This is a genomic window from Polaribacter vadi, from assembly GCF_018861005.1.
Lineage (GTDB): Bacteria > Bacteroidota > Bacteroidia > Flavobacteriales > Flavobacteriaceae > Polaribacter > Polaribacter vadi_A.
Map to the genome: position 1 here is coordinate 124415 of NZ_JAHKQL010000034.1, position 25945 is coordinate 150359.

Annotated in this window: 15 protein-coding genes; 7 read left to right on the forward strand and 8 right to left on the reverse strand. The window is 29.7% G+C overall.

Annotated features, from left to right (window positions below; all coding sequences use genetic code 11):
* Nucleotides 1-3: 3 nt before the first annotated feature.
* The 3 genes from KO506_RS15555 to KO506_RS17255 are packed head-to-tail and all read left to right on the forward strand — an operon-like array spanning nucleotide 4 to nucleotide 3610.
* A complete protein-coding gene (locus tag KO506_RS15555) occupies nucleotides 4-2259 on the forward strand; it encodes a glycoside hydrolase family 3 N-terminal domain-containing protein (protein ID WP_252726892.1) in 2256 nt (751 codons plus the stop codon).
* Between the two features lie 9 nt (nucleotides 2260-2268).
* Nucleotides 2269-2901: a GntP family permease gene (locus KO506_RS17250; protein ID WP_436836418.1), complete on the forward strand. Its 633-nt coding sequence runs from the start codon at nucleotides 2269-2271 to the stop codon at nucleotides 2899-2901.
* 49 nt (nucleotides 2902-2950) lie between these two features.
* Nucleotides 2951-3610, forward strand: a complete 660-nt coding sequence (locus KO506_RS17255; RefSeq protein WP_436836419.1) for a GntP family permease — start codon at nucleotides 2951-2953, stop codon at nucleotides 3608-3610.
* Here the strand turns inward: KO506_RS17255 and KO506_RS15565 are convergent.
* The 5 genes from KO506_RS15565 to KO506_RS15585 all read right to left on the reverse strand — a co-directional run bounded on the left by KO506_RS15565 (nucleotide 3607) and on the right by KO506_RS15585 (nucleotide 17520).
* The gene (locus KO506_RS15565) at nucleotides 3607-6891 is read right to left on the reverse strand and encodes a VCBS repeat-containing protein (RefSeq protein ID WP_215995848.1); all 3285 of its coding nucleotides are present in this window, start codon (nucleotides 6889-6891) and stop codon (nucleotides 3607-3609) included. The two genes, KO506_RS17255 and KO506_RS15565, sit on opposite strands and share 4 nt — an antisense overlap.
* 80 nt (nucleotides 6892-6971) lie before the next feature.
* Nucleotides 6972-8513 (reverse strand): RagB/SusD family nutrient uptake outer membrane protein, encoded by a 1542-nt coding sequence (locus KO506_RS15570; protein ID WP_215995849.1) that lies wholly within the window; start codon nucleotides 8511-8513, stop codon nucleotides 6972-6974.
* Nucleotides 8514-8531: 18 nt separating this feature from the next.
* Nucleotides 8532-11516, reverse strand: a complete 2985-nt coding sequence (locus KO506_RS15575) for a SusC/RagA family TonB-linked outer membrane protein (protein WP_252726893.1) — start codon at nucleotides 11514-11516, stop codon at nucleotides 8532-8534.
* A gap of 428 nt (nucleotides 11517-11944) precedes the next feature.
* A complete protein-coding gene (locus KO506_RS15580; protein ID WP_215995851.1) occupies nucleotides 11945-16099 on the reverse strand; it encodes a hybrid sensor histidine kinase/response regulator transcription factor in 4155 nt (1384 codons plus the stop codon).
* Nucleotides 16100-16140: 41 nt separating this feature from the next.
* Entirely contained in the window at nucleotides 16141-17520 is a 1380-nt protein-coding gene (locus tag KO506_RS15585) for a sugar porter family MFS transporter (protein ID WP_215995852.1), read from the reverse strand.
* Nucleotides 17521-18125: 605 nt separating this feature from the next.
* On the opposite strand from KO506_RS15585, the gene KO506_RS15590 reads away from it, so the two are divergent.
* From KO506_RS15590 to KO506_RS15600, 3 genes are read left to right on the forward strand one after another with little or no spacing between them, the layout of a single operon-like run.
* A complete protein-coding gene (locus KO506_RS15590; protein ID WP_215995853.1) occupies nucleotides 18126-19016 on the forward strand; it encodes a BPSS1187 family protein in 891 nt (296 codons plus the stop codon).
* A gap of 53 nt (nucleotides 19017-19069) precedes the next feature.
* Nucleotides 19070-20638 carry a sulfatase gene (locus KO506_RS15595; RefSeq protein ID WP_215995854.1) on the forward strand — a complete coding sequence of 523 codons (1569 nt, stop codon included), beginning with the start codon at nucleotides 19070-19072 and terminating at the stop codon, nucleotides 20636-20638.
* A gap of 5 nt (nucleotides 20639-20643) precedes the next feature.
* Entirely contained in the window at nucleotides 20644-21480 is an 837-nt protein-coding gene (locus KO506_RS15600) for an aspartate/glutamate racemase family protein (RefSeq protein ID WP_215995855.1), read from the forward strand.
* Nucleotides 21481-21598: 118 nt separating this feature from the next.
* Here KO506_RS15600 and KO506_RS15605 read toward each other — a convergent pair whose 3' ends face one another.
* Nucleotides 21599-21775 (reverse strand): RteC domain-containing protein, encoded by a 177-nt coding sequence (locus KO506_RS15605; RefSeq protein ID WP_215995856.1) that lies wholly within the window; start codon nucleotides 21773-21775, stop codon nucleotides 21599-21601.
* Nucleotides 21776-22173: 398 nt separating this feature from the next.
* Here KO506_RS15605 and KO506_RS15610 point away from each other — a divergent pair, with 398 nt between their 5' ends.
* Nucleotides 22174-23358 carry a DUF6786 family protein gene (locus tag KO506_RS15610; RefSeq protein WP_215995857.1) on the forward strand — a complete coding sequence of 395 codons (1185 nt, stop codon included), beginning with the start codon at nucleotides 22174-22176 and terminating at the stop codon, nucleotides 23356-23358.
* Nucleotides 23359-23582: 224 nt separating this feature from the next.
* On the opposite strand, the gene fbp is transcribed toward KO506_RS15610, so the two are convergent.
* Nucleotides 23583-24575, reverse strand: coding sequence for a class 1 fructose-bisphosphatase (gene fbp, locus KO506_RS15615; protein ID WP_215995858.1), 993 nt, complete (start codon nucleotides 24573-24575; stop codon nucleotides 23583-23585).
* A gap of 36 nt (nucleotides 24576-24611) precedes the next feature.
* Nucleotides 24612-25922 carry an FGGY family carbohydrate kinase gene (locus KO506_RS15620; RefSeq protein WP_215995859.1) on the reverse strand — a complete coding sequence of 437 codons (1311 nt, stop codon included), beginning with the start codon at nucleotides 25920-25922 and terminating at the stop codon, nucleotides 24612-24614.
* Nucleotides 25923-25945 lie beyond the last annotated feature (23 nt).

A 25945-nucleotide genomic window follows, 5' to 3' on the forward strand; every position in this document is an offset into this window, starting at 1 on the left:
ATTATGAAAAAAATAGTCCTTTTATTACTATTAATAGTAACACTTATAAGTTGTAAAGAAAATCAAAAATCATCTTTTGTAAAAGACACAACGCATGAAGCAAAGATAGAAGCTTTACTTGCTAAAATGACTTTAGAAGAAAAAATTGGGCAAACCAATTTAAGAGGTGTTTCTAGCAGAGCAACTTCTTTGCCAACAGATTTAAAAGAGTCTGTAAGAAAAGGAAATGTAGGTGCTTTTTTAAATATTATGAACCTAGATTATGTAGACGAATTGCAAAGAATTGCTGTTGAAGAAAGTCCAAATGGAATTCCGTTAATTTTTGGTAGAGATGTAATTCACGGTTTTAAAACAATGTTTCCAATTCCATTGGGATTAGCAGCAACTTGGGATGCACAAATAGTAGAAAAATCTTCAGAAATTGCGGCTTACGAAGCTTCTGCTTATGGTATAAGATGGACGTTTGCACCCATGTTGGATATTGCAAGAGATAGTAGATGGGGTCGAATTGCAGAATCTCCAGGAGAAGATCCGTATTTAGCAAAAATTTTAGGTGCAGCTTATGTTAAAGGCTTTCAAGGCGATGATTTAAGTAGCCCCTACAGAATGGCAGCTTCAGCAAAACATTATATTGCCTATGGAGCAGCAATTGGAGGTAGAGATTACAACACAGTAGATATAAGCGAACAATTGTTAAGAAATGTGTATTTGCCACCATTTAAAGCTGCAATAGATGCTGGTTCTGCAACTGTAATGAGTTCTTTTAATGAAATTAATGGAATACCAGCAACAGGAAATGAATTCTTATTAAAAGAGGTTTTAAGAGGCGAATTACATTTTGATGGTTTTGTAGTTAGTGATTGGGATTCTGTTATAGAAATGGTTGCTCATGGCTATGCAAGTGATGAAAAACATGCAGGAGAATTAGCTGCTAAAGCAGGATTAGATATGGAAATGACTAGTACAGCTTATGAAAACCATTTAAAACAGTTAATCAAAGAAAATAAAGTTTCTATAGAAGAATTGAATGATTTTGTTCGTAATATTTTACGTGTAAAATTTAGATTAGGGCTTTTTAAAAATCCACATAGAAATAAAGAACATTCAGGAAATTTTTATGCCGAAAATCATTTAAAAGAAGCTAAAAAAGCAGCAATTAAAAGTACGGTATTGTTAAAAAATAAAGAATCCATTTTACCACTTTCAGAAAAAACAAAAGTGGCAATTATTGGGCCTTTGGCAAATGCGCCTCACGAACAATTAGGTACTTGGGCTTTTGATGGAGAAAAAGAACATACCAATACACCATTAGATGCGTACCAAAAAGTGCATTCAAATTTTAGTTTCGCAAAAGGTTTAGGGCATAGTAGAGGTCATTCTAAAAAAGGTTTTAAAGAAGCCATATCCATAGCAAAAAAATCTGATGTTATTTTATTTTTTGGTGGAGAAGAAGCGATTCTTTCTGGAGAAGCACATAGTAGAGCAAATATAGATTTACCTGGTGCTCAAGAAGAATTAATCAATGAACTGGCTAAAACAGGGAAACCTATTGTTTTGGTAATTATGGCTGGTAGACCCATTACAATTACAAATATTATTGATAAAATAGACGCTGTTGTTATGGCTTGGCATCCAGGAACAATGGGTGGAGAAGCTTTGTACGAAATTATAAACGGAATAAGTTCACCTGAAGGAAGATTGCCAGTTTCTTGGCCAAAAACTGCAGGCCAATTGCCTTATTTTTACAATCATAAAAATACAGGGAGACCTGCAGATAGTATCAATTTTGTACCTATTGATAAAATTCCTATTGGCGCTTGGCAAAGTTCTTTGGGTAACGATTCTCATTATTTAGATGCTGGTTTTACTCCCCATTTTCCTTTTGGATATGGATTGTCTTATACAACTTTTAAATATTCTGATATTTCTATATCTAAAGAAACAATTCATTTTAATGAAGATTTAGAGGTGAAAATAGCAATTACAAATACTGGAAAAAAAGCGGGTAAAGAAATTGTGCAGTTATACATTCAAGATGTAGTAGGTAGTATTACTAGACCTGTAAAAGAGTTAAAAAGGTATCAACAAGTATTTTTAGAAACAGGAGAAACCAAAGAAATTGTTTTTAAAATTTCTTCTAAAGATTTAGAGTTTGTCAATCATAAATTAATAGAGAGTGCAGAAGAAGGGAGTTTTAATCTTTGGGTTGGTCCAAATGCTGCACAAGGTTTAAAAACCTCTTTTTCATTAAAAAAATAATCCTTTTTTATGATTGATTTTACACTGATTGCAGCTGTTTTTATCGGAATTGTAATTTTACTTTTTCTTATTTTAAAATTAAAAATTCCGGCTTTTATAGCCTTGTTAATTGCTAGTATTGCTGTTGGTGTATTTTCTGGAATGGATCCTTTAGATATTATTACTACCATAAAAGAAGGTATGGGTAGTACTTTGGGTTTTGTGGCAACTGTAGTAGGTTTAGGTGCTATTTTTGGAGCCATTTTAGAACATTCTGGAGGTGCAGAAGCTTTGGCAAATTATCTATTACATAAATTTGGAGAAAAAAATGCGACTTGGGCATTGGTAATTACAGGTTTTTTTATTGCAATTCCTGTTTTTTTCGATGTTGCTTTTATCATTTTAGTGCCTTTAATTTATTCTTTACAACGTAAAACTAAAAAGTCTTTATTGTTGTATGCAATTCCCTTATTGGCAGGTTTGGCAATTACTCATGCTTTTATTCCTCCAACCCCAGGTCCAGTTGCAGTGGCAGATATTTTAAAAGCCGATTTAGGTTGGGTAATTTTATTTGGGTTTATTGTAGGTATACCTACTGCCATTGTTAGTGGACCATTATTTGCAAAACATATTTCAAATAAAATGATTTGTTGCTGCTCCTAAAATAGAACAGAAACAAGCGCTTCAAAATTATCCTGCAGTTGGTTTAATATTGGCTATTATCGGAATTCCTATTGCTTTAATTGTGAGTAATACCGTTTTAAATAGTCCTTTGTTTGCAGAAGATACAATTCCTGTAAACATAAAAAATTGGTTGCAAATGATTGGTCATCCATTTTCAGCATTAATTATAGCCAATTTAATTGCCTGGTATTTATTGGGGATTAAGAGAGGTTATCATAAAGAAACATTATCAAAAATTACCACAAAATCTATGGAGGCTGCTGGTATTATTATATTATTAACAGGTGCAGGAGGCGTTTTTAAACAAGTATTAATAAACACAGGAACTGGAGTTATGTTGGCAAATTATTTTGCAGATAAAGGAATAAGTATTTTGTTTTTTGCTTTTTTAGCGGCTGTTGTTGTGCGTGTTTTACAAGGATCTTCTACAGTTGCAATGATAACTGCTGCAGGGATTACAGCGCCACTTTTGGCGGATACTATTACAGAAATAGACAAAGCGCTTTTGGTAATTGCTATTGCAGCTGGGGCATCAATAATGTCTCACGTTAATGATAGTGGTTTTTGGCTAGTAAGTAAATATTTAAATATTGATGAAAAGCAAACGTTTAAAAGTTGGTCTGTTATGACAATTTTACTCTCTCTTGTAGGTTTTACAAGTGTTATGATTTTATCGTTGATAGTTTAATTGTTAATTTTCACATACTGTATTTCATCATTATTTTTACCTACAATGATGTGTTTTGTATTGTTGATTTGTATTTCAGTCATTTCTTTTACATCACCAGAAACATAAAAACCACTTTCTAAAACCGATGTTGCTTTAAAAGTTCCATTGCCTTTTCCTTTTAAAAATAAACCATAACTCGCATCGTTTCTTGGTGTTTCTACTTCAGAATTATGGAGATTTCCAGCAATTAGAGCATCTAATTTTCCGTCTTTATCATAATCATTAACCAATATTTTTTGAATGCTCGAAAATTGAGCTTCAATAGGTAGTTGATGTATTTTAAAAGAATCGCCTTTATTTTCTAAATAAATACTTGCAAAAGATTTTACCTGATAATGTAACGCTTTTTCTAAGTTTTGTTTGCCATAAACATCAATTAAAGTTGCAGTAGAAAACTCATCATAATTTTTAAATTTATTCTTAATTCCGGGTATTTGTTGAGAGGAACATTGTCTTCCACGAAGTGGATATTGCTCGCCATCATTATAGTAACTTAATACAATATCACTTTTGTTATTTTTATCAAAATCGTTAACATAAATATCAAAAGTTTCGTTTTCTGTGGCTTTGTATTTGTAGTTTAAACCATTGTTGCCCAATATGTAATCTAGATCACCATCATTATCAAAATCACCCTGATTAATACTCCACCACCAACCAGTAGTATCTTTTGATAATCCCATTTTTGTAGAAACATCTTCAAAAGTTCCTTTATTATTTTTATAAATTTTGATAGACATCCATTCTCCTACAATAATAATATCTTGCCAAGAGTCGTTGTTAAAATCTGTGATTATAGCACTTGTTGCCATCCCTAAATCAGTAAATAATTTTGTTTTATTTTTTATGAATTTTAAATCAGTTGAGGTAGTTTTATTTTCTAGTAAATAACTGCTGGCTGCAAGTGGATATTTACCAGGAACTTGTCTGCCTAAAACTAAAACATCTTGTTTACCATCTTTATTATAATCTAATTGATAAACTTTAGAACCACTTTCTGTAAGTTTTGGTAATGCATTTTTCGATTTTTCAAAATTTCCAACACCATCATTAACATACAATCTGTCTTGTAACATTGATGAATTTTGAGCATATTCATAACCACCACTAACAACATATAAATCTAGATCTCCATCAGCATCAGCATCAAAAAATAAAGACCCTAAATCTTCTGATAACTTATCTTTTTCTATAAACGGAATATTAGTTTTTATAAAATTGCCATTTTTTTGCACATATAATTGTGCAGAAATACCAAAAGAACCGCCAATAAAATAATCTTCTAAACCATCATTATTTACATCAGCAACTGCTAAAGAAGGGCCTAGCGTAGACATTTTATGTGGTAATAAAACCTGTTTATCAAAATCGTTAAAAACGTTTTCTGTATGTTTTGCTTTTAGAAAATCTGTTGTTTCTGTAAATAAATTTTTTGCGGTTTTTGTTTCTTTTTTTGTTTGATGAATTTCGGAATCTTTGTAATCTATCATTAATAATTGATTGGTGAAAACGTTTTTTAAAGTTTGTTTTTTTCCATTTTGCCAAACAATTTGCAAGCTATCAATTTTCTTTTCTTGGTTGAATCCAAAGTGGAGTTCTGGCGCAACTGAAGATTGAAAACCTCTTGTTAATGTTAATTCTTGCATTTGTTTTTGATGACCTGCATACGCGTAAACTCGGTTTCCTAATCCAAATTTATTAGTAGAATTACCTTTGAAACGTATTTTTAAATAACTGCTGTTTTCTGAACTATGGTTATTAAAAATAGTGGCTTTTTCATCAATATTATTGATAATAATTTCTAAATCTCCATCATTATCTAAATCAGCATAAGCAGCTCCGTTAGAAAAACCTTTGTGCTCTAGACCCCATTTTTTACCAACATTATCAAAATTTAAATTCCCTTGATTTTTATACATAAAATTGTCTATTTTTTCACTAGGAATCATTTTAGTTTTTTCTAATAATGAATATTTATCATATTCTTTTTTATCTATTTTTTTAAAATAATCTTTGTTGTTTACTTCTCTTCTTGTGCCATTTGTTATGTATAAATCTTTAAATCCATCGTTATCAAAATCGGCAAATAAAGGTCCCCAACTCCAATCTGTAGAAGACATTCCTGTAAGTCTAGAAATGTTAGAGAATTTAGGAATTCCATCATCAATTAACCCTGAATTTAATTGCAAACAATTGCTCATGTATTGATAATGAAAACCATAAAAAACAGTCTCAAAAAACAATTTAGGATTCATGCTTGCCATATTTGCTTTTTGACGACGGTTGTTGTTAGATTCCATATCTACTTGAAAAACGTCTAAAAATCCATCATTATTTATGTCAGAAATATCAATACCCATTCCGTAAAAAGAAGTTTGCGAAGTTGCTTCATTAACAACCTCTTTAAAGGTTCCGTTTTTATTGTTGATGTATAAAAAATCTGGAATGCTATAATCATTAGAAACATATAAATCTTGCCAACCATCATTATTAATATCAGCAGCAGTAATCCCTAAAGAAAAACTATAATTTTTAACTCCTGCACTATCTGTAACATCTGTAAAATATGTGCCATCATTTCTAAACAATTTGTCTGTTTCTTTGTCAGAAGCATTTTGCATTCTGTTTTTGTAAATCATATTAGATGTTGATGGATGTGCAATAGGATAATTGGCAATATAGAGATCTAAATCGCCATCATTATCATAATCAAAAAAAGTAGATTGCACAGAGTTTGCCTCATTATCTATATGATATTCTTTTGCTTTTTCTGTAAAAGTATTGTCTTTATTATTGATAAAAAGTTGGTTGTTTTTAACGCCATTTTTACCAGCAACAGCGCAATAAATATCTAAATACCCATCGTTATTTACATCTGCCATTGTTGCGCCTGTGTACCACCTATCATCACCAGAAATATTTGCTTTTTTAGTTATATCTTCGAACTGTAAATTTCCTTTATTTAAGTATAATTTATTACTTACTTGATTGCCTGTAAAAAAAAGATCTACTAAACCATCATTATTAATATCACCCACAGAAACACCACCACCCATATAAATTGAGGTGTATTTAAAATAGTTTAAAGAATCTGTTTCTTTTAAATTGTTGCTAAAATTAATTTTTGACTCTTCTGATAAAAGTTGAGTAAAAATCGTTTTTGTTTTTTGTTGATGCGCTTTATCAGAACAACTAAAAAGAACTAAGCAAATAAGAGATATTATGATTGATTTATACATAATTGAAAAGTTTAGTAAAAGTAAATAAAGCAGTATGATTTTTTTCATACTGCTTTACGATAACAAATCAAAATAAAATATTAATAGCCGGGGTTTTGATCAGCGATTGTTAACTCGCTGTTCTTATCAATTTCTGTAATTGGTATTGGAAACAAATCGTTAGTAGAAGAGTAACCAGTACCAGCTAATTCTGTACTTGCTTTTCCCCAACGAACTAAATCCCAAAAACGTTGCCCTTCGTGTGCTAATTCTAAGAATTTTTCATTAACGATAGCTTCAAACAATGCATCTCCAGAAGTTGCTGCATCTATATCTGCTAAGCCAGCTCTGTTTCTTACTTTGTTTAATTCAGTTATTGCAGCAGCATCTTGCCCAGCTTTATTATAAGCTTCTGCAGCTAATAATAAAACCTCTGCATATCTAAATAATCTAAAGTTGGTACTGTAATTTAATTCTTTTACACCATCTTCGCTAGAATCATCTGGATTTGTAGCGTATTTAATTCTGATGGCACCTTCATAATCCCAAATAACACCACCAGAAGCTGCTGAAGCATCTACAGCACCGCCTGCAGCAATTAGTTCTGCTTCTGTCATTAATGTTGCCGCTTTTCTATCTACATCACCAGCAGTTTCAAAAGCGCTTACTAACTTGCTTGTTGGTAAGTTAAAACCCCATCCATTAATTAAACCAGTACCAGTAAGATCGAAAATTCCATCACCTCTAGGTCCCATTAATTGTATATGTAAATTACTTTCGTTTCTACCTCCCCAAGCAAGGTTACCCCAATCTCTAGAAGTTGTAGATACATAACCAATTTCGAATAAAGATTCGATACCAAATTCATTATTTACACTCCAAACATCTGCTGGATTTGTTTCTAAATCGTGTGCAGTATTACTAATTACACTTTGAAAATAAGGAATGGCTTCAGAATATTTTTCTTGAAAAACCAATACTTTACCCATTAAAGCTTGTGCAGCTCCTTTAGAAACTCTAAAGTTATTTGCTAAAGCACCCTTTTCTGGTAGTGAAGCAATTGCGTCTGTTAAATCTAATTGTATTTGAGCGTAAATATCTGCTCTAGAAGATTTTGCTATTCCGAATTCTTCTGCACTTGTTGGTACCGTTAAACGTAAAGGAACATCGCCAAACATGGTTGTTAACTCCATATAAGACCAAGCTCTCATAAATTTAGCTTCTGCTAATGCTTTGTCTTTGTTGCTTAAACTAGAATCTTTAATGTTTTCTATAACTAAATTAGAAAGTGATATGGTTCTGTAATAAAGATCCCAAACACTAGCAATTGATACGTTTGATGATGACACGTTTGCATAATCATCTATGTTTTGTAATTGCCCTTGATCTTCTGAATTTCCACCAGCAGCATTCGCATCATCTCCAGGTAAAAGTTTTACTAAAAAAGCACTATGCCAATCTCTACCATAATTAAATTGCATTAAATCGTAAATACCAATAATGGCAGATTCTACATTTTCTTCTTCAAGAAAAAATGTTTCTAAATCTTGTACATTTAGTCTTGGGTTTTCTGTAAATTCTTCGCTACAAGAGTAAACCCCAAAGAAAAGAACTACAATAATTGTTAAAAATATTTTTTTCATAATATGTTGTGTTTTTTATTAAAAGTCTAGAGATAATCCGAATATTGCTTTTGCTGCTGTAGGGAAAAATCCTCTATCAACTCCTATACTGTTAAAGCTAAAATTACCAACTTCAGGATCTAAACCTTTGTATTTTGTAAAAGTGAAATAATCATCAAAAGAAACATATATTCTTAAGTTTTTAGCATGAATTCTTTTTACAATTTGCTCTGGTAAAGTATATCCAAATTGTATTTGTTTAATTCTCATAAAAGAGCCATCCTCAACCATTAAATCTGTTTGATACGAGCCAATAACACTACCTGCACCTGGATATGTAGCTACATCACCTGGGTTTTGCCATCTTTCGTTAAAAAAGTGTACAGGTTTGTTTGTAATTGCTCTAGAAGGTTGGTGGTATGTAGAAATAATATCATTACCAATGGTACCTTGAAACTGTAAATTAAAGTCGAAAGCTTTATAACCTAAGCTAATATTACCACCAAATAAAACATCTGGATGTGGAGAACCAATATTTGTTTTATCGGCATTTGTAATACCACTTACACCATCAGTATCTACAATAATTACTTCTCCTGTTGCTGGGTCTATTCCATTGGTTTGGTAACCGTAAAAATACCAAGAAGGTTGCCCTTCTGTAAACCTTGTAATTCCGTCTGCATTTTGAGGTGCACCTGCTCCTGTAAGGGATGTACCTTCTGGAACAAAAAGAATTTCTGTTACCTCGTTTTGTAAGGTAGATAAGTTTGCGTTTATGTTATAACTAAGTCCGTTTTCTGTGGTGTCTCCATAACCCAATTCAAATTCGAAACCTTTATTTTCTATGGTTCCTGAGTTAAATTCGTTAGAAACAAAACCTGCAGAACCAGGTGTAATTAAACTACCATCGTTTACAATTGCATCTCTAGTTGTTTTTTTGTAGTAATCTATAGAAAAGTTTAATCTATTATCTAATGCTTTTAAATCTACACCTAAATCTAATTGTTCTGATGTTTCCCAAACTAAGTTAAGGTTAGAATATCCTGTAATTTGTGCACCTGTACTACCTAAATAATCAATAGTTTGTCCGTTAATAATAGAAGTAATATAGGTTTTATCTGAGTTACCACTTAAGTTACTTCTACTTCCATTTTGCCCCCAACTAGCTCTTAGTTTTAAGTAATCTAATTTAGAATCTTCTTTCCAGAAATTTTCTTTAGAAACTACCCATCCAGCAGAAAATGCAGGAAAAGTACCCACTTTATTTGCTGATGGAAATTTATCTGATTTATCTCTTCTTAAAGAAGCTTCAAATAAATATTTACCAGCATAATCATAAGAGAATCTACCAAACATAGAAACCATATTGTCTGGTGATGGGTCTATTAAGTTAATTTGAGTATTAAAGTCAGGCAAATCAAAATCGAAACCTGTAAAATCAGCAATGGATGCTGATCCACTTCTAGAGATTACCGTTTTTACTCTTGTATTTTCAGCAGAATATCCTGCTAATAATTTAAAGGAATGATTACCAACTTCTTTTTCATAAGATGCAAAGTTTTCCCATAACCATCTTTTAGATTCTACAATATCTTGAGAACCTGTATATGCTGTGTTTGCTGCTTCTGATGTTACATAATAAGGGTTGATTGTGTTTCTAGTGTCCCACTGATTTTCATCATAACCAAATCTGGTTGTAAAAGAAAAACCATCAAAAGGTTTAAATTTTAAATAAGCAGAAGTTAGAAATTGATAAGCATCTACAGTTGTTTTGTTTATTACATTTGCATAAGCTACTGGATTTATTACTTCTCCTGTAGAATAACTTGGGTAACCATAAACATTACCGTTTTTATCTGTTAATAAAGGTACTCCATTATCATTTGCATTGTCTATAACAGATTGTGGTACTTGACCATCTGCATAAGTTACTGGAGTTAAAGGGTCTATAATTAACATGTTTTGTATAACTCCTCTTGTATCACTATTCTCTGGAATTCCGCTTTTATCAGAATTAGAATAAGTAGAATTGATCCCTACTTCTAACCATTTAGCAATATCACTTTTTAAGTTTACTCTAAATGTAGTTCTTTTAAAAGAAGTATTATCTCCTTTAATAATACCATCTTGATCTAAATGAGAAGCAGAGGTGTAGTAAGAAAATTTATCTGTAGCACCAGATAAATTAATATCATTTCTATGCATTAAAGCTGTAGAAAAAGTTTCGTCTATCCAATTTGTATCATAACCATTATCAACAACACTTGTAATACCAGCTTCGTTCATGTACTGTACAAATTGAGAAGCATTCATTAACTCCATGTTTGATCTTAATGATTGAACACCAAATTGACTGTTGTATGAAACTTTTAGACCACCTTTTTTACCTCTTTTTGTAGTAATTATAACTACACCATTTGCACCTTCTGTACCGTAAATTGCAGCAGAAGCAGCATCTTTTAAAATTTCGATGTTTGCAATATCTGCAGGAGCAATATCTGCAATAGAAGAAGCTTTCATTCCATCAACAATAAATAAAGGTTGAGAGTTACCACTAGAACCTGCACCACGAATTCTAATTTTTGCACCAGAACCAGGAGAACCAGAAGAAGAAGATACAGTAACCCCAGAGGTTCTACCTTGTAAAACAGCTTCTACTCTTTGGTTAGATGAACTTTTAATTTGTTTAGAATCTATACTAGAAATGGCACCTGTAACCAAGCTTTTTTTCTTGCTTCCATATCCTACAACTACAATTTCGTCTAAAGACTCTAAATCATCTTGTAAAACAACATCAATTTTAGTTTGATTGCCTACTAGAATTGTAGAAGAATTCATCCCTATAAAAGAGAAAATTAATTCATCATTTGCAGAAACATTAGATAAAGAGTAATTACCATCAAAATCTGTATTTGTTCCTTTTTCGGTTCCTTTAATCATAACAGATACTCCAGGTAAAAGGTTTCCGGAAGTATCTTTTACTTGCCCTGTAATTGTTTTGTTTTGTGAAAAAACATTCTGCATACATAACATTAGGCATGCAATAATCGTGACTTTAAATTTTATCATCATTCATATTAATTGGTTAGTAAAAATTTTTTGATTCACAATGAAAAAACAAGTAACTTAAATATTATTAAAAATTAATATTAGTAATAAAGACATTATTAATACTAATAGGATTTCATAGAATAATTTTTTTTTTGAGTTTTTTTGTTTCATGGACATTGCTGTACTCTTCAAAAGTATATGAACAAATTCAACTTTTTTGCCACGAAAAAAACAGAATTTAAAACTATTGTTGCTATTTAACCTTTAATTAACAGTTATGCTACATTTAATTCATTTAACGCAACAATTGTTTTATAGTTCTTTTTTGTGTTGATATTTAATATATAGCATTTTTTAAAAATTAAGTGATTAAATGTAATTGATTTAATAGTAATTAGGTGTTAATTTTTAGAATTTTTGTTAGTTTCTATTTCAGAAGGTAAGATGCCAAAATGTGCTTTAAAGCATTTAGAAAAATAAGATGGAGATGAGAAACCTACACTAAAACATGCTTCACTAATATTTGCATTACCTGCATCTAAAATTTGTTTTGCTCTTTCTAATCTAATTTTTCTGATAAACTCGTTAACAGTTTGGCCTGTTAAGGCTTTAATTTTTCTATACAATTGACTTCTGCTTAATTTTAATTGAGATGCTAATTCTTCTACACTTAAATTAGAGTCAGAAATATTATCATTTATATAATCTAATAATTTTTGTATAAACTCTTTATCTATAGAATTTGAGTTTATTTTTTCTTCAGCACCACTTATTGCACCAAAAAACTTATCAAAAATTAATTGCCTACTAGTTATTAATTGTGATAAACGTAGTTTTAATAGTTTTAAATCAAAAGGTTTTACCATGTATGCATCTGCACCGTTTTCTATACCTTCTATTCTGTTTTCAATTGTTGTTCTTGCTGTTAACATAAGTACAGGTATGTGGCTGGTTGATGCATCCGTTTTAATTAAATTACAGAACTGAAAGCCATCCATTTCTGGCATTACTACATCTGTAATTACTACATCTGGCAATGTTTCTTTAGCTATTTTTATACCATCTGTACCACTACTAGTGGCAAATACTTTGTACTCTGTACCTAATTCTAGCTTTAAATAATCTAATAATTCTACATTATCTTCTACAATTAGAATTGTTTTTGTTTTATTGAAATCAGTATTTTTATTGGACTCATTTTGTGTTTCTTCTGGTTTAAATAACAAGAACTCTTCTTTTAAAAACTCTTCTTCTTTTTTTTCTGATAGTATTTGGTTTTCATTATAATGCTTATTACCAATAGGAAGTAAAATTTTAAAAGTAGTACCTAAATTAAGTTTGCTTTCTACTTTAATAGCTCCTTTATGCAGGTGAACGAAATTTTTAACGACCTCTAAACCAATACCAGTACCACCTATATATGTTTTATTTTGATTCTCTACTTGGTAAAAACGATCAAATATTTTTTCTACTTCATCTTCATTTAATCCAGAACCACTATCAGAAATAATAATTTCTATTGCTTTTACAGGTTTTTTATCATTAATTAAAGGTAAGTTGTATAAATTGTCATTAGATAAAAGTTCTATATTAATGGTGCCTCCATTAGGTGTTGCTTTTATGGCGTTAGAAAGTAGGTTAAAAATTATTTTTTCTAGCATTTTTTCATCTGCCCAAACTGTTAAATCTGGCACATCTGCATCTACACTTAATAAAATGTTTTTCTTGTTAGCTTCTTCTTGAAAATAACTAGATAAATCTTTTGTAAACGCAATTAAGTTAATTTTACTAGCCCTAACTTTCATTTTGTTATGTTCTAGTTTTCTAATATCCATCAATTCATTTATTAATCGATAAAGCCTGTCTGTGTTTTTGTAAATAATAGTGTGTTTGTTTTTAACGCTTTGTGGTAAGTTTAGTTCTTTATTGTTGATTAAATCTTTTATTGGGTTGATAATTAGGGTTAAAGGTGTTCTGAACTCATGAGAAATATTAGTAAAAAACTGAAGTTTGTTTTTATTTAATTCATCATTTTGTGTTTGTTGTAAGCGTTCATTTTTTAGTAATTCTTTTTCTTTTACACGTTTTTGAGTTAAGTTGTTTAATAAATACACACAAAAAAGAAAAGCAAGTGTGTACGCAATTATGGCTAAGTTAGTTTTCCACCAAGGAGGTAAAATGGTAATTTTAAGTTCTAAAGGTGTTTCATTCCAAATGCCATCATTATTAGATGCTTTTAGTTTAAAAGTATAATTTCCTTGATCTAAATTTGTATAAGTAGCACTTCTTTTTCTGCCAACATAATTCCAGGCAGTTTCATATCCTTCTAAATAATAAGCGTAATTATTTTTTTCTGGCCTTGTGTAATTTAAACCTGTATATTCTATGGTAAATACAGATTGAGTATGAGATAAATTAATACTTTTTGTTTCTGAGATTACTTTTTGCAGTGGCGAGTTTTTTGTATTTGGTATGACTTTTTCATTAAAAAGTTTAAAATCTGTTAGGTGCAAAGAAGGTATACTAGCATTTGTTTTTATTTCTTTAGGATTAAAATAGTCTAAACCTTTAAAATTACCGAAATACAAAATGCCTTTTTCATCTTTTAAAACAGCTCCAAAATTAAAATCATTAGATAAAAGCCCGTCATTAGATGTGTAATTTGTAAATTCTAAATTATTTACATCCATTTTGGTTAATCCAGAATTACCACTAAGCCAGATATTTTTATCATTATCTTCAATTATAGCTGCAATGTTTTCTTCAATTAAACCTTTAGATTTATTATACCAAGTATAAGTGTCTTTAGTTTTGTTGTATCTACAAAGACCAGAACCTCTTGTACCTATCCAAATATCATTTTCAGAAGATTCGTAGATGTATAATATATGACTGGCATCAGAAGAATTACCAAATTCTTTTTGCATTCTTTCTCCAAGAGAAACTACTTTAAATTTGTTGTCATTAATCTTTTTTATTTTAAACAAACCGTCTGCTGTACCTACCCAAATAATATCTTCAGAATCTACAAAAACGGTCATTAATTTATTACTTAAAGATTTTTGTTCTAAAAATTCTTTAGACTTGTGTTTTTTAAATTGATTTGTTGCTGGGTTGTAAGAATGTAGCCCTTCAAAAAAAGTTGCAATCCAAATAATTCCTTTAGAGTCTTCAGAAAAACTTCTAATTGTGTTTGATGAAAAAATATCTGGTTTGTTTTTTTTATTAAAATTAAGAAATTTTTTAGTGCCATTTTTAAGTAAAAAAATACCATTATCCCAACTACCTGCCCATAAATTATTCTTAGAATCTAAAAATAAACTTACAATATAATCTGAGTTTAAACCAGAATATACTTTGTTGTTTTGAGTATTTATATGTGTTATTTTTGATGTTTTTTGATTGTAAACATCAATACCACCACCATCTGTAGAAATCCATAAATTGTCTGATTTATCTTTAACAATACTTGTTACAGAAGCTGTATTTAAGGAATTGATTTTATTAGGTAAACTTTTAAGATTATTAAATTTATTAAAAAGATGGTCGCTAACAGCAACTCCACTATTAAAATAACCTAGCCAAATTCTATCATTTTTATCAATAAAAAGTTCCCAAATAGAATTATGAAGTATGCTGTTTTCTGCGGATTTGTTGTAAACGTAATTTTCTATGATGTTATCATTTTCATCTAGGTGAAAAAGCCCGTCGTTTTCTGTACCAATCATCATAGTATAGTCTGATAATTGAATGATTTTTAAGATTTTTTTACTAGTAAAGTTTAATTTTTTTAGGTTGATGATATTATTGTTTCTATCATCAGTTAATTTACATTTATAAACACCTTTATCTCTTTGAAAACCAATCCATAAATTGTCTTTATTATCTATGTATAGATCTTCAATAGCAGCATCAATAGATTTATTATTACCAGTAAAAACCCTGGTGTGTATTAATTTATTATGTATAAAATCTACCTCTTTTAATCCAAGATTTGTACCCACAAAAGTTTTGCCTTGTTTTGTGTGTTTTATACTGTTTATGCTTAAATCTGGGGAGGTGCTATTTAAAATTCGGTCTGCTTCTAAGGTGTTGATGTTTAGTTTATAGAGCCCTTTGTTATCTGTGCCTATCAGTAAATTTCCAGAAGAATCTTCCTCTATAGCAGTTACATTTTCTTTAAGTGTGCTTGTTTTATTTATTTGTACCCTTTTAAATTGGTCTAAATCTCTTATGTAAAGATTTAATCCGTTTTCTGTACCACACCAAAGTCTATTTTTACTATCAATAAAACTACATTGTACAAGGTTACTACTTAAAGAGTTTGAGTTTTCGAAATTAAATTTATAAGCAGTATAATCAATACCATCAAATTTATATAAACCTGTTCCAATTGTTCCAATCCAAATAAAACCATAATGATCTTGTATAATAGAAGAAACAGCAACTTTAGGAATACCTTCTTTTATGTTTACAAAACTATATTCTTTATTAGTTTTCTGAGCATACAGTTTTATGCACAAAAACAAGATTATTAAAACATAGGTTTTTTTCATACTTTAAATTTGATGGTATTGATTATACAGTTTTATTGAAATTATTCACTCCAAATAGCTTCAATTTCTTCTAGAGATTTACCTTTTGTTTCTGGGATAAATTTATATGTGAAAATAATTATAATTATGATAAAGAAAGAAAAAATAAAATAAGGTAAAGAACCATTCCAAAAATTATTATTATTTACCTCGCTAACTGTAACCATAGGAAAAGATTGAGACACCACATAGTTACCTGCCCATTGAACTGCAACTGCAACAGACATAGCAACACTTCTAATTTTATTAGGAAACATTTCTGATAACACTACCCAAACCACAGGTCCCATTGATAAGGCAAAAGAACCAATAAAAATTAAAACACCTAACAGAGATAAAATACCAATTGACTTTTGCTGAATGGTAAAACCAAGAATTAAAAAACCAGCTAACATACCTATAGAACCAATGTAAACAAGAGGTTTTCTACCAAATTTATCTACAGTTACCATAGCTATTAATGTAAATATTAAATTAACAAAAGCTAATAAAACTTGTTGTTTTAAAATATCTTCTTTACCAAAACCCAAAGATTTTTCGAAAATATCTGCTCCATAATACAAAACTGCATTTATACCTGTAAACTGTTGAAGCAAAGAGAATACAGAACCTATAATTATGATTGTAATAATACTTTTAGATAAATAATTTACCTTTCCTTTTTTAGTTTCTTTTGCCAAAGATTTTTTTATTTCATCCACCTCTTTTTTAGCATTGTCTTTACCATGTATTTTAGTTAAAACAGCTAAAGCTTCTTCGTCTTTGTTTTTAAGTAAAAGCCACCTAGGACTTTTAGGAACCAAAAATAATGCACTTAAAAATAAACCACTAGGTATTAATTCAGACCAAAACATTCTTCGCCAACCAAAGGCTAAGTTTTCTGCTTCTGTTAAATTATTTCCTATAAAATAGGTGACTAAAAAAACGGCAAAGAAACCAATTACAATGGCTAATTGATAATAGGTGACCAATTTACCTCTTTTTTCTGCAGGCGCAATTTCTGCAATATACATAGGTGCATTCATAGAAGCAATTCCAATACCTAATCCACCAATTATTCTAAACACTACTAATAGGGTTACAGATTCTTCTAGAAAACTAGGTAATCCAGATCCCCAGGCAGAAAAGGTAAATAAAATGGCAGAAATAATTAAAGAAGTTTTTCTACCTAATTTTATACTTAAAGGGCCTGCAATAATTGCCCCAAATAAACACCCTAATAAGGCACTACCAACTACCCAACCTTTTGTGGCTGCATCTAGTTGAAAGTATTTGGTTAAGTAAAATTGTGCTCCGTTTATTACGCCTGTGTCATACCCAAAAAGTAAGCCACCTAAGGCACTAATTGAGGTTATTAATAGTAAAAATTTTACATTATTCATTTTGAAATACTGATTATTTTATGATGTTTAAAAAAGACCTTTTCTTTAATTAAAGAATGTTTAAAGATAGGTTTACAACTTAAATAAGGGTGCAACAGAATAAACATCTACTAACAGAAATGTTGCTTTTAGGTAAAAATAACGTAAAGATTATGATTTTAAAGATAAGAAAAGCTAAGTGTTAAGAAATATAAAATATACTTCTAAAAATATTATTTAATTAATAAAAATAAGAGATAAGTTTATAGATGAGTGTTGTTTTTTTTAAAAAGAAGATTTATAATTGTAAGTATATAAGTGTAAATTTTAGATACTTTTTTTGATGATGTTTTAAGATAAACAATATTTAATAATGATGTAATTTTTAGATATTAAAAATAAAAAGAGATTTTCAAATTAAAATAGATCTACAATTTTTAATAAAAGACTTCTTTTATGTTAAAGTATTTAAAACATTAATAAAAATGCAATATTTATTTATATTTGTTTAGAATGATTGTTTAAAAAACAGTAAAAGCTTTTATTTGTTACAAAAAATTTAATTTTTTTAGCCGTTTTTTTAATCAATTTAATTCTTTTTTAAATCAAATTATAATTTTATAATAATGAAGTTTGCTTTAATTTCACTAGCTTTTATTTGTTTCGTTTCTAATTTTTCTTTTGCCCAATCTTTTTCTGATTTTCCAAAAGAATACAAAGTTTTAAAAGTAAAACCTTCAGATACAGATGCAAAAATTACAGAAGCAAATTCGCCACATTTGGTAGCTTATAATCCTAAATCTAAACAAGGAAAATTGTTTTTTTTTATGCCAGGTACAGGAGGAATAGCACTAAGAGGCCCAAAAAAGTTGTTTGCAACAGCTGTTTCTCAAGGTTATCATGTTATTAATATTTCTTACATAAATAGACCAGCAGTTGCTCAAATCTGTAGAGGAGAAAATTTGGCAAATAACACTAAATGTACATCAGAATTTAGAACAAAACGTATTTATGGTGATAATGATTTTTCTTTAATTGATGATAAGCCTCAAGATGCAATAGTTAGTAGGTTAACTAAATTATTAATTTATTTATCTAAAAATGATAAAGAAGGTAATTGGGATGCTTACTTAGAAGATGGTAAACCAAAATGGAGCGAAATAGCTGTTTCTGGTCAATCTCAAGGAGGAGGGATGGCAGCTTTTATAGCACAAGAACATTTAGTGGCAAGAGTTATCGATTTTTCTGGAGGTTGGGATTATGCAGCCAAAAATGAAATAGCAAAATGGTATTTTAATAAGAGTGTAACTCCTACTAATTTGTGGTATGGTACGTTTCATGTTACAGAACCTAAAGCGAAAACAATTAAAGAAACTTATGATGCCTTAGGAATTCCAGAAAACCATATTTATCCTTTTAATTTAGCTGTTCCAGAAGGAAAAAAAGGACATTCTAATGGAGTTAGAAATATAGGATATAAAGCTCAATGGATTGAGTTATTAGGAAAAGGAAATTAAAATGGATATTTTTTAATCATTTAAGTTAAATAAAATCGTTCAAAACAAAATATATGAGGCTATCACTTCTAGTTCTAATATCATTTCTCTTATTTACATCTTGTAAAGAACAAAAGAAAGAAGCATTAAAACAAAAACCAAATATTATCTTTTTATCTATTGATGATTTAAGAGCAGATTTAGGTTCTTATGGTAATAAAGAAATAAAAACACCAAATATAGATGCATTATCTGCAAGTTCTATGGTAATGTTAAATACCCATTCTCAAGCAGCAGTTTGTGCACCTTCAAGAGCAAGTACAATGTTGGGGTACAGACCAGATTCTACAAGAGTTTGGCATTTGGGAGATAAGTTTAGAGAAATCAATCCTAATGCTGTAACAATGCCTCAGTATTTTAAAAAAGCGGGATACCATACTGTAAATATTGGTAAGATTTTTCATAATTATATGCCAGATTCTATTTCTTGGGACGAGCCAGATTTAAAGCCTTATCCATATAATACCAAAGAATATTCTAAAAGAGATGCAGAAACATATTATTACACACCAGAAGCGTTAGCAGATCAAAAAATAAAAAGAGAAATTTTATTAGAAAGAAGAAAAGGAAAAGTAGTTTATGGTGATGGATGGAATAGAGGACCTGCATTAGAAAGTGCAGATGCTCCAGATTCTTTGTATTACGATGCTATGCAAACAAAATTAGCTTTAGCAACTATTGATCGAATTAAAGATAAAAAAGAGCCATTTTTTATGGGGCTTGGTTTGTACAGACCACATTTACCATTTGTAGCGCCAAAAAAATATTGGGATTTATATCCTGCAGGATCAGTTTCTCCAGCAGCAAATCCGAAGTTGCCAAAAAATGCACCTATAATGTCTGCCAATGCAAATTACGAGTTAAGAGCTTATACAAACCCAACTAAAATTGGAAGACCAGAAGATGCACCTTTACCAGAAAAATATGCAGATTCTTTAAAAAGAGGTTATTATGCAAGTGTAAGTTTTATTGATGCTTGTGTTGGTAAATTAATAGCAGGATTAAAAGAAAGAGGATTGTATGAAAATACTGTTATTGTTCTTTGGGGAGATCATGGATGGAAGTTAGGAGACCATAATGGTTGGGGAAAAATGACCAATTTTTATATAGATACTCATGTTCCTTTAATTATAAAAGGAGCACATCAGCAAGAGGGAAAACGCATAGAAGCATTGTCTGAATTGGTAGATATTTTTCCTACTTTATGTGATTTAACAGGTGTTAATAAAGCAGATTATTTTCAAGGAACTAGTTTAACTCCTGTTTTTAAGAACCCAGAATTAGAATGGAAAGATGCAGTTTTTACACAATTCAGGCGAAGACCAAGAATATCTAAAGACGGGCAAGAATACATGGGCTATTCTATGCAAACCAAACAATACCATTATATAGAATGGTATCATTGGGACAATGTTAAAAAAGAAAAAGGAGATTTTGCAGCTACAGAATTATACGATCATTATGTAGATGTTAATGAAACCGTAAATGTTGCAGCAGATGAAGATAAGGCTGAAATTGTAAAACAATTATCTATTCAATTATCAAAAGGATGGAAGGGTGCATTGCCTAAAAGTGTATTATAAAATTTATGAAAAAAGTAATTTTTAAAAATATAATATATTGTCTACTATTTGTATTCTTTATTTCTTGTGATAAAGTAACTGACAAAAGCAAAACATCAGAAAGTACCAAAACAAAAATGGAACAAAATAAATTACCACACAAAGAAATGAATAAATTAGGGTTGATTGGTGGAACTTCTTGGCATTCTACTATAGAATATTATGCTGCAATAAATCAATCTATAAATGATTATTATGGTAATAATACAAATCCACCTTTATTGGTTTACACAATTAATCAAGCAGAAGTTCATCGATTACAAAAAATTAATAAATGGGATGCAATTGCAGAAATGTTAAAAGAAGCTGCATTAGGGTTACAAAAAGGAGGAGCAACATCAGTAATGTTTTGTGCAAATACACCACATAAAGTGTTTGATATTTTACAAAAACAATTAGATCTTCCCATAATTCATATTGGAGATGCAACTGCAGCTGCAATAAAAAATAAAGGAGTTAATCGTGTTGGTTTTTTGGGTACTATTTATGCAATGGAAGGTGATTTTATAACCAAAAGAATTGCAGATAATGATGTTGAGGTTTTTGTGCCAGAAGAAAAAGAAATTCTTACTGAATTACAACGAATTATAGAAGAAGAACTTACTTATGGTATTATAAAACCAGCATCTAAAACTTATGTTTTAAATGTTATTCAAGAATTGGTAAATAGAGGAGCAGAAGGTATTGTGTTAGGTTGCACAGAATTTCCTTTAATGATTTTTGGTGATGATTTAGAGATTCCTATTTTTAACACTACTAAAATACACTCAGAAGCAGCCGTAAATTATATTTTAAAAGAATAAGTTTAATAAGAAAAATTTTTAAAAATTATTTCATATTCTAATACAGACATTCAACTCATTGGGTTCTCTGTATCTATCAAAATTAAATTTTACTAGAATATTTTTTTAGTTTTCGAGGTTACATTAAATTTTCTGATAATTTATTTAAAAACTTAGTTCTCTCTTTTGTTCTGTTTTTTATTTCAGTATAAGTTTTTTGAAAACTCCCTAAGGTAACAACAAAAATATCTTCTAAAAATCGCGTAATTTCTTTTATTCTAAGAATTCCTATGTTTTTGACTTCTGAATATTTCAAGATATTAATTTAATTAAATCGGATCTGATTACATTTCAGATTGATTTTTTTTTTCAACTAGATTTTTAAAATTATCATAAAAAAGTTTGATCATTCATAGCATTAATACTTCTATTTTTTTTGCAAAAGTTTTTACTAAATTATTTGAAATGATTGCTGTACTTTCAAATAATTACTTGTAAAAACTCAGCATCTAAATAATAATGATTGTGGGTTAGCAAGTTCTAATTATAAAACCTCTCAAAAAGTCTTCAGGCTGTTTACAATACCTTAAAAATGAAATAAAGTCTTTTCTTAATAATTAAAAGAGATATAGTTTTGATTGAATTAGATATAAGAATAATAAAAAAGAAGAGCCAAATTAGCATTCCTAAAAATCATCAATTATTCCTAGTATTATGACTAAAAACACAAAAGAACATAGAAGTTTTGCTAAAGATGTATCATTTCTTCAAAAACATACAGATATTGTTGTTTTAAAAAATGATAATAGTGCAGTAGCTGTTGCTCCTTTATTTCAAGGGCGAGTTATGACAAGTACTACCAATTCAGTTGAAGGTACTGGATTTGGATGGATTAACAAAAAAGTAATTGAGACAGGTTTTTTATCAGAAGAAGAACGTAAAGGAAGAATAGAAAATCAAATTTATGTATTTGGAGGAGAAGAGCGTTTTTGGTTAGGGCCAGAAGGTGGTCAATTTTCTATTTTTTTTAAAAAAGGAGATAATTTTGATTTTTCTAATTGGAAAACACCTGCAGTTATAGATACAGATGCTTTTACTTTAGTAACTAAAACAGAAAGTACAGTTAAGTTTAAACACAGTTGTGAGCTAATTAATAAAAGTGGAACTATTTTTAAAATGGGTATTGGACGTACTGTTACTATTTTAGAAAAAAAGTCTATAGAAGATATTCTTAAAAAAGATATTTCTACAAAAATTGAATTTGTAGGTTATCAAACAAATAATCAAATTACAAATATAGGAGAAGTCGCATGGATTCCAGAAACTGGGTTACCATCTATTTGGATATTGGGAATGTACAATCCATCTCCAGAAACAATTGTAGTTATTCCTTTTAAAGAAGGAAATGAAATTGAATTAGGAGAAAAGGTAAATGACGCATATTTTGGTAAAATATCTGAGGAATACTTAATAACAAAGGAAGATGTTTTGTTTTTTAAAGGAGATGGAACCAAAAGAGGTAAAATAGGTGTGGGAGCTAAAAGAACACAAGGAATTGCAGGTAGTTATGATGCTAATGGTAAAGTATTGACTTTGGTAACTTATAATATACAAGAAGCACCCAATGGTTATGTTAATTCTTCATGGGAATATCAAGAAGAACCATATGTAGGAGATGTATTAAATGCATATAATGATGGTTCTCCAGAACCAGGAGTTCCTCCAATGGGACCTTTTTATGAGTTAGAAACTTCGTCGCCAGCAGCAGCATTAAAACCTAATGAAACTATGGTTCATATCCAAACCACGATTCATTTACAAGGAGAAGAACAAGAATTAAGTGAAATCTCAGAAGCAACATTAGGTGTTAGCTTAGATGAAATTATCAAAATGTTCTAATTTTAAGTTCGTTAAAAAGCAACATAATCATTTTTTGTACAGTAATTACAACCTTAAAACTTTTGCATAAATGCAATGCATACAATAAAAAGTATTGAAATTCTTTAAGAGAAAATGGGCATTAGAGAAATCAATTTCATCTAGATACTCATTTCTTTGGATATTTTCATGTATTGAAATATATCACTGGGGAATATGTTTTTAATATAAATTTAAACTTAATGTTATAAAAATGATTCTAGTTTATCAACCATTTCTGTACTACCACAGAAAAAAGGTACTCTTTGGTGTATTTCTGTAGGTTTAATGTCTAATATACGTTGAACACCATTTGTAGCTTTTCCACCTGCTTGTTCAGCTAGTAAAGCAATTGGGTTTGCTTCGTAAAGTAATCTTAATTTTCCGTTTGCGTTTTTAGTACAATTTGGGTACATATAAATACCACCTTTTAGCATATTTCTGTGAAAATCTGAAACCATAGAACCAATATATCTAGCTGAATATGGACGATCTTCTTCTTCTTTTTGACAATATTTAATATAATCTTTTACGCCTTGAGGAAAATGAGAATAGTTTCCTTCATTTACAGAATAAATATTTCCTGTTTTTGGTATTTGTATATCAGCATGCGATAAATAGAATGATCCTACTGCTGGGTTTAATGTAAAACCGTTTACACCATTACCTGTTGTGTATACTAGCATAGTTGATGTGCCATAAACAACATATCCTGCAGCAACCTGTAAACTTCCTGGCTGTAAAAAGTCTTCAAGTTGTACTGGAGTTCCAATTGGTGTAACTCTTCTAAAAATCGAAAAAATAGTACCAACTGATACGTTTACATCAATATTAGAAGAACCATCTAAAGGGTCCATTAAAACAACATATTTACCTTTATTGGCTTTATCACTTCCGTTTATAGAAATAAATTCATCCTCTTCTTCTGAAACAATTCCACAAGCAATATCACGTTTTATTATAGAGTGGATAAACTTGTCATTGGCAAATACATCAAGTTTTTGTTGATTTTCTCCTTGAACATTTACCTCGCCTACACCTCCAATAATATCAACTAATCCTGCTTTATTTACTTCATGGTTTACCATTTTAGCAGCAAGTCTAAGACCATTTAGCAATTTAGATAATTCGCCAGATGAATATTGGAATGCTGATTGGTTTTCAATAATAAATTCTCCTAAAGTAATATGGTCGCTCATAGTTTTTTGTTTTTGTATGTTAATAGAAATAATTTATTATAGATATTTCTTCATTAACATAGCAGCCCCTAAAGCACTTTCGTTTTTACAGTTAGAAATTTTAATTTTACAATTCTTTTTTAATAATGATAAGTATTTAATAAATATTCTATTTCTATTAAAACCACCAGATATATAAATACATTTTAGTTCCGAATTTTTATCTGATATTAAATTAATCCCATTAATAACTTTTTTACAGATTTCTAATATTAATTGATAATAGGCAGTATCATAAGAGCCAAAATATTTGAATAATTTTTCATTTGCTTCAAATTCAGTATCTATACCTTCTGTTAAAAAAATTTGAGCGTTTTCGACAATTAGTTCTTGACAAAGTTTTTCATTTAAACCAAGGCTTAGGTGCCTATCTATATGAACGTTATAATGCTCACTTAAGGGTTTTAAATATACCTCATGAATGCGTCCTAAAAATTGCATTGAAGATTTTATTTGTTGCTTTTTTGGGGTCATAAAACATAAACAATTGTTAGTCAATTGATGACTTGTAAGCGTTTCATGACTAAATGGATTCATAGCAATAATCCAAGTTCCTGTAGAAAGTAACATAAAGTCTTTAGTGTTATTTTCTTCTAAAAGAGGAATTATTGATGAAGAGCTATCATGTAAACCAGAGCCAACAGCAACTTTTTTTCCATTTATAGTTGTTGAAATAGCAATTTCTCCATTAGTAGGTTCTGGTAAATTTATATTCTCTTTTTTTAACCATGAATGATATTCCATATTGTCAAAATCCCAAGTAGCTGTATGAGCACCAACAGAAGTAAAATCTGAAGTAATTTTCTTTGTAAAAAGATAACTTAAGTATTGGGGGTAATGTAAAATAGAATGTACTTTTTCCCAAACTTGAGGTTTTTCTTTCTTTAGTTTAAGAATTTGAAGACCAGTATTTAACATTCCATAAGAAGGAGATGCTGTTCTTCTAGAAAATTCTTCTACACCACCATTATTTTGATAGAAATCTTTATAATCTTCTGTTTCTAATGGTTTTAAATAATTGTATAATGGAGCAATGCGTTTTCCTTCTTTATCTAAATAGATTAGTGAAGCTCCATGTGTAGAAAAGTTAATAGCTTTTAAGTTGTAATAAGGATTATCTTGAACTTTTTCTACTTCGTTTAAAATCCAACTTTCTATAGATTCTAAATCATCACAAGGAAAACCATCCTCATCTAGAACCTCTTGAAATTGAGTGGAATTTTCTGCACAAACTTCAAATTTTTCATCGAATAAAAATATTTTTTTATTGGTTTTTCCAATATCTATTACAGCTATTACATTTTTCATTACAAACCCTAATTTAAAAAAGG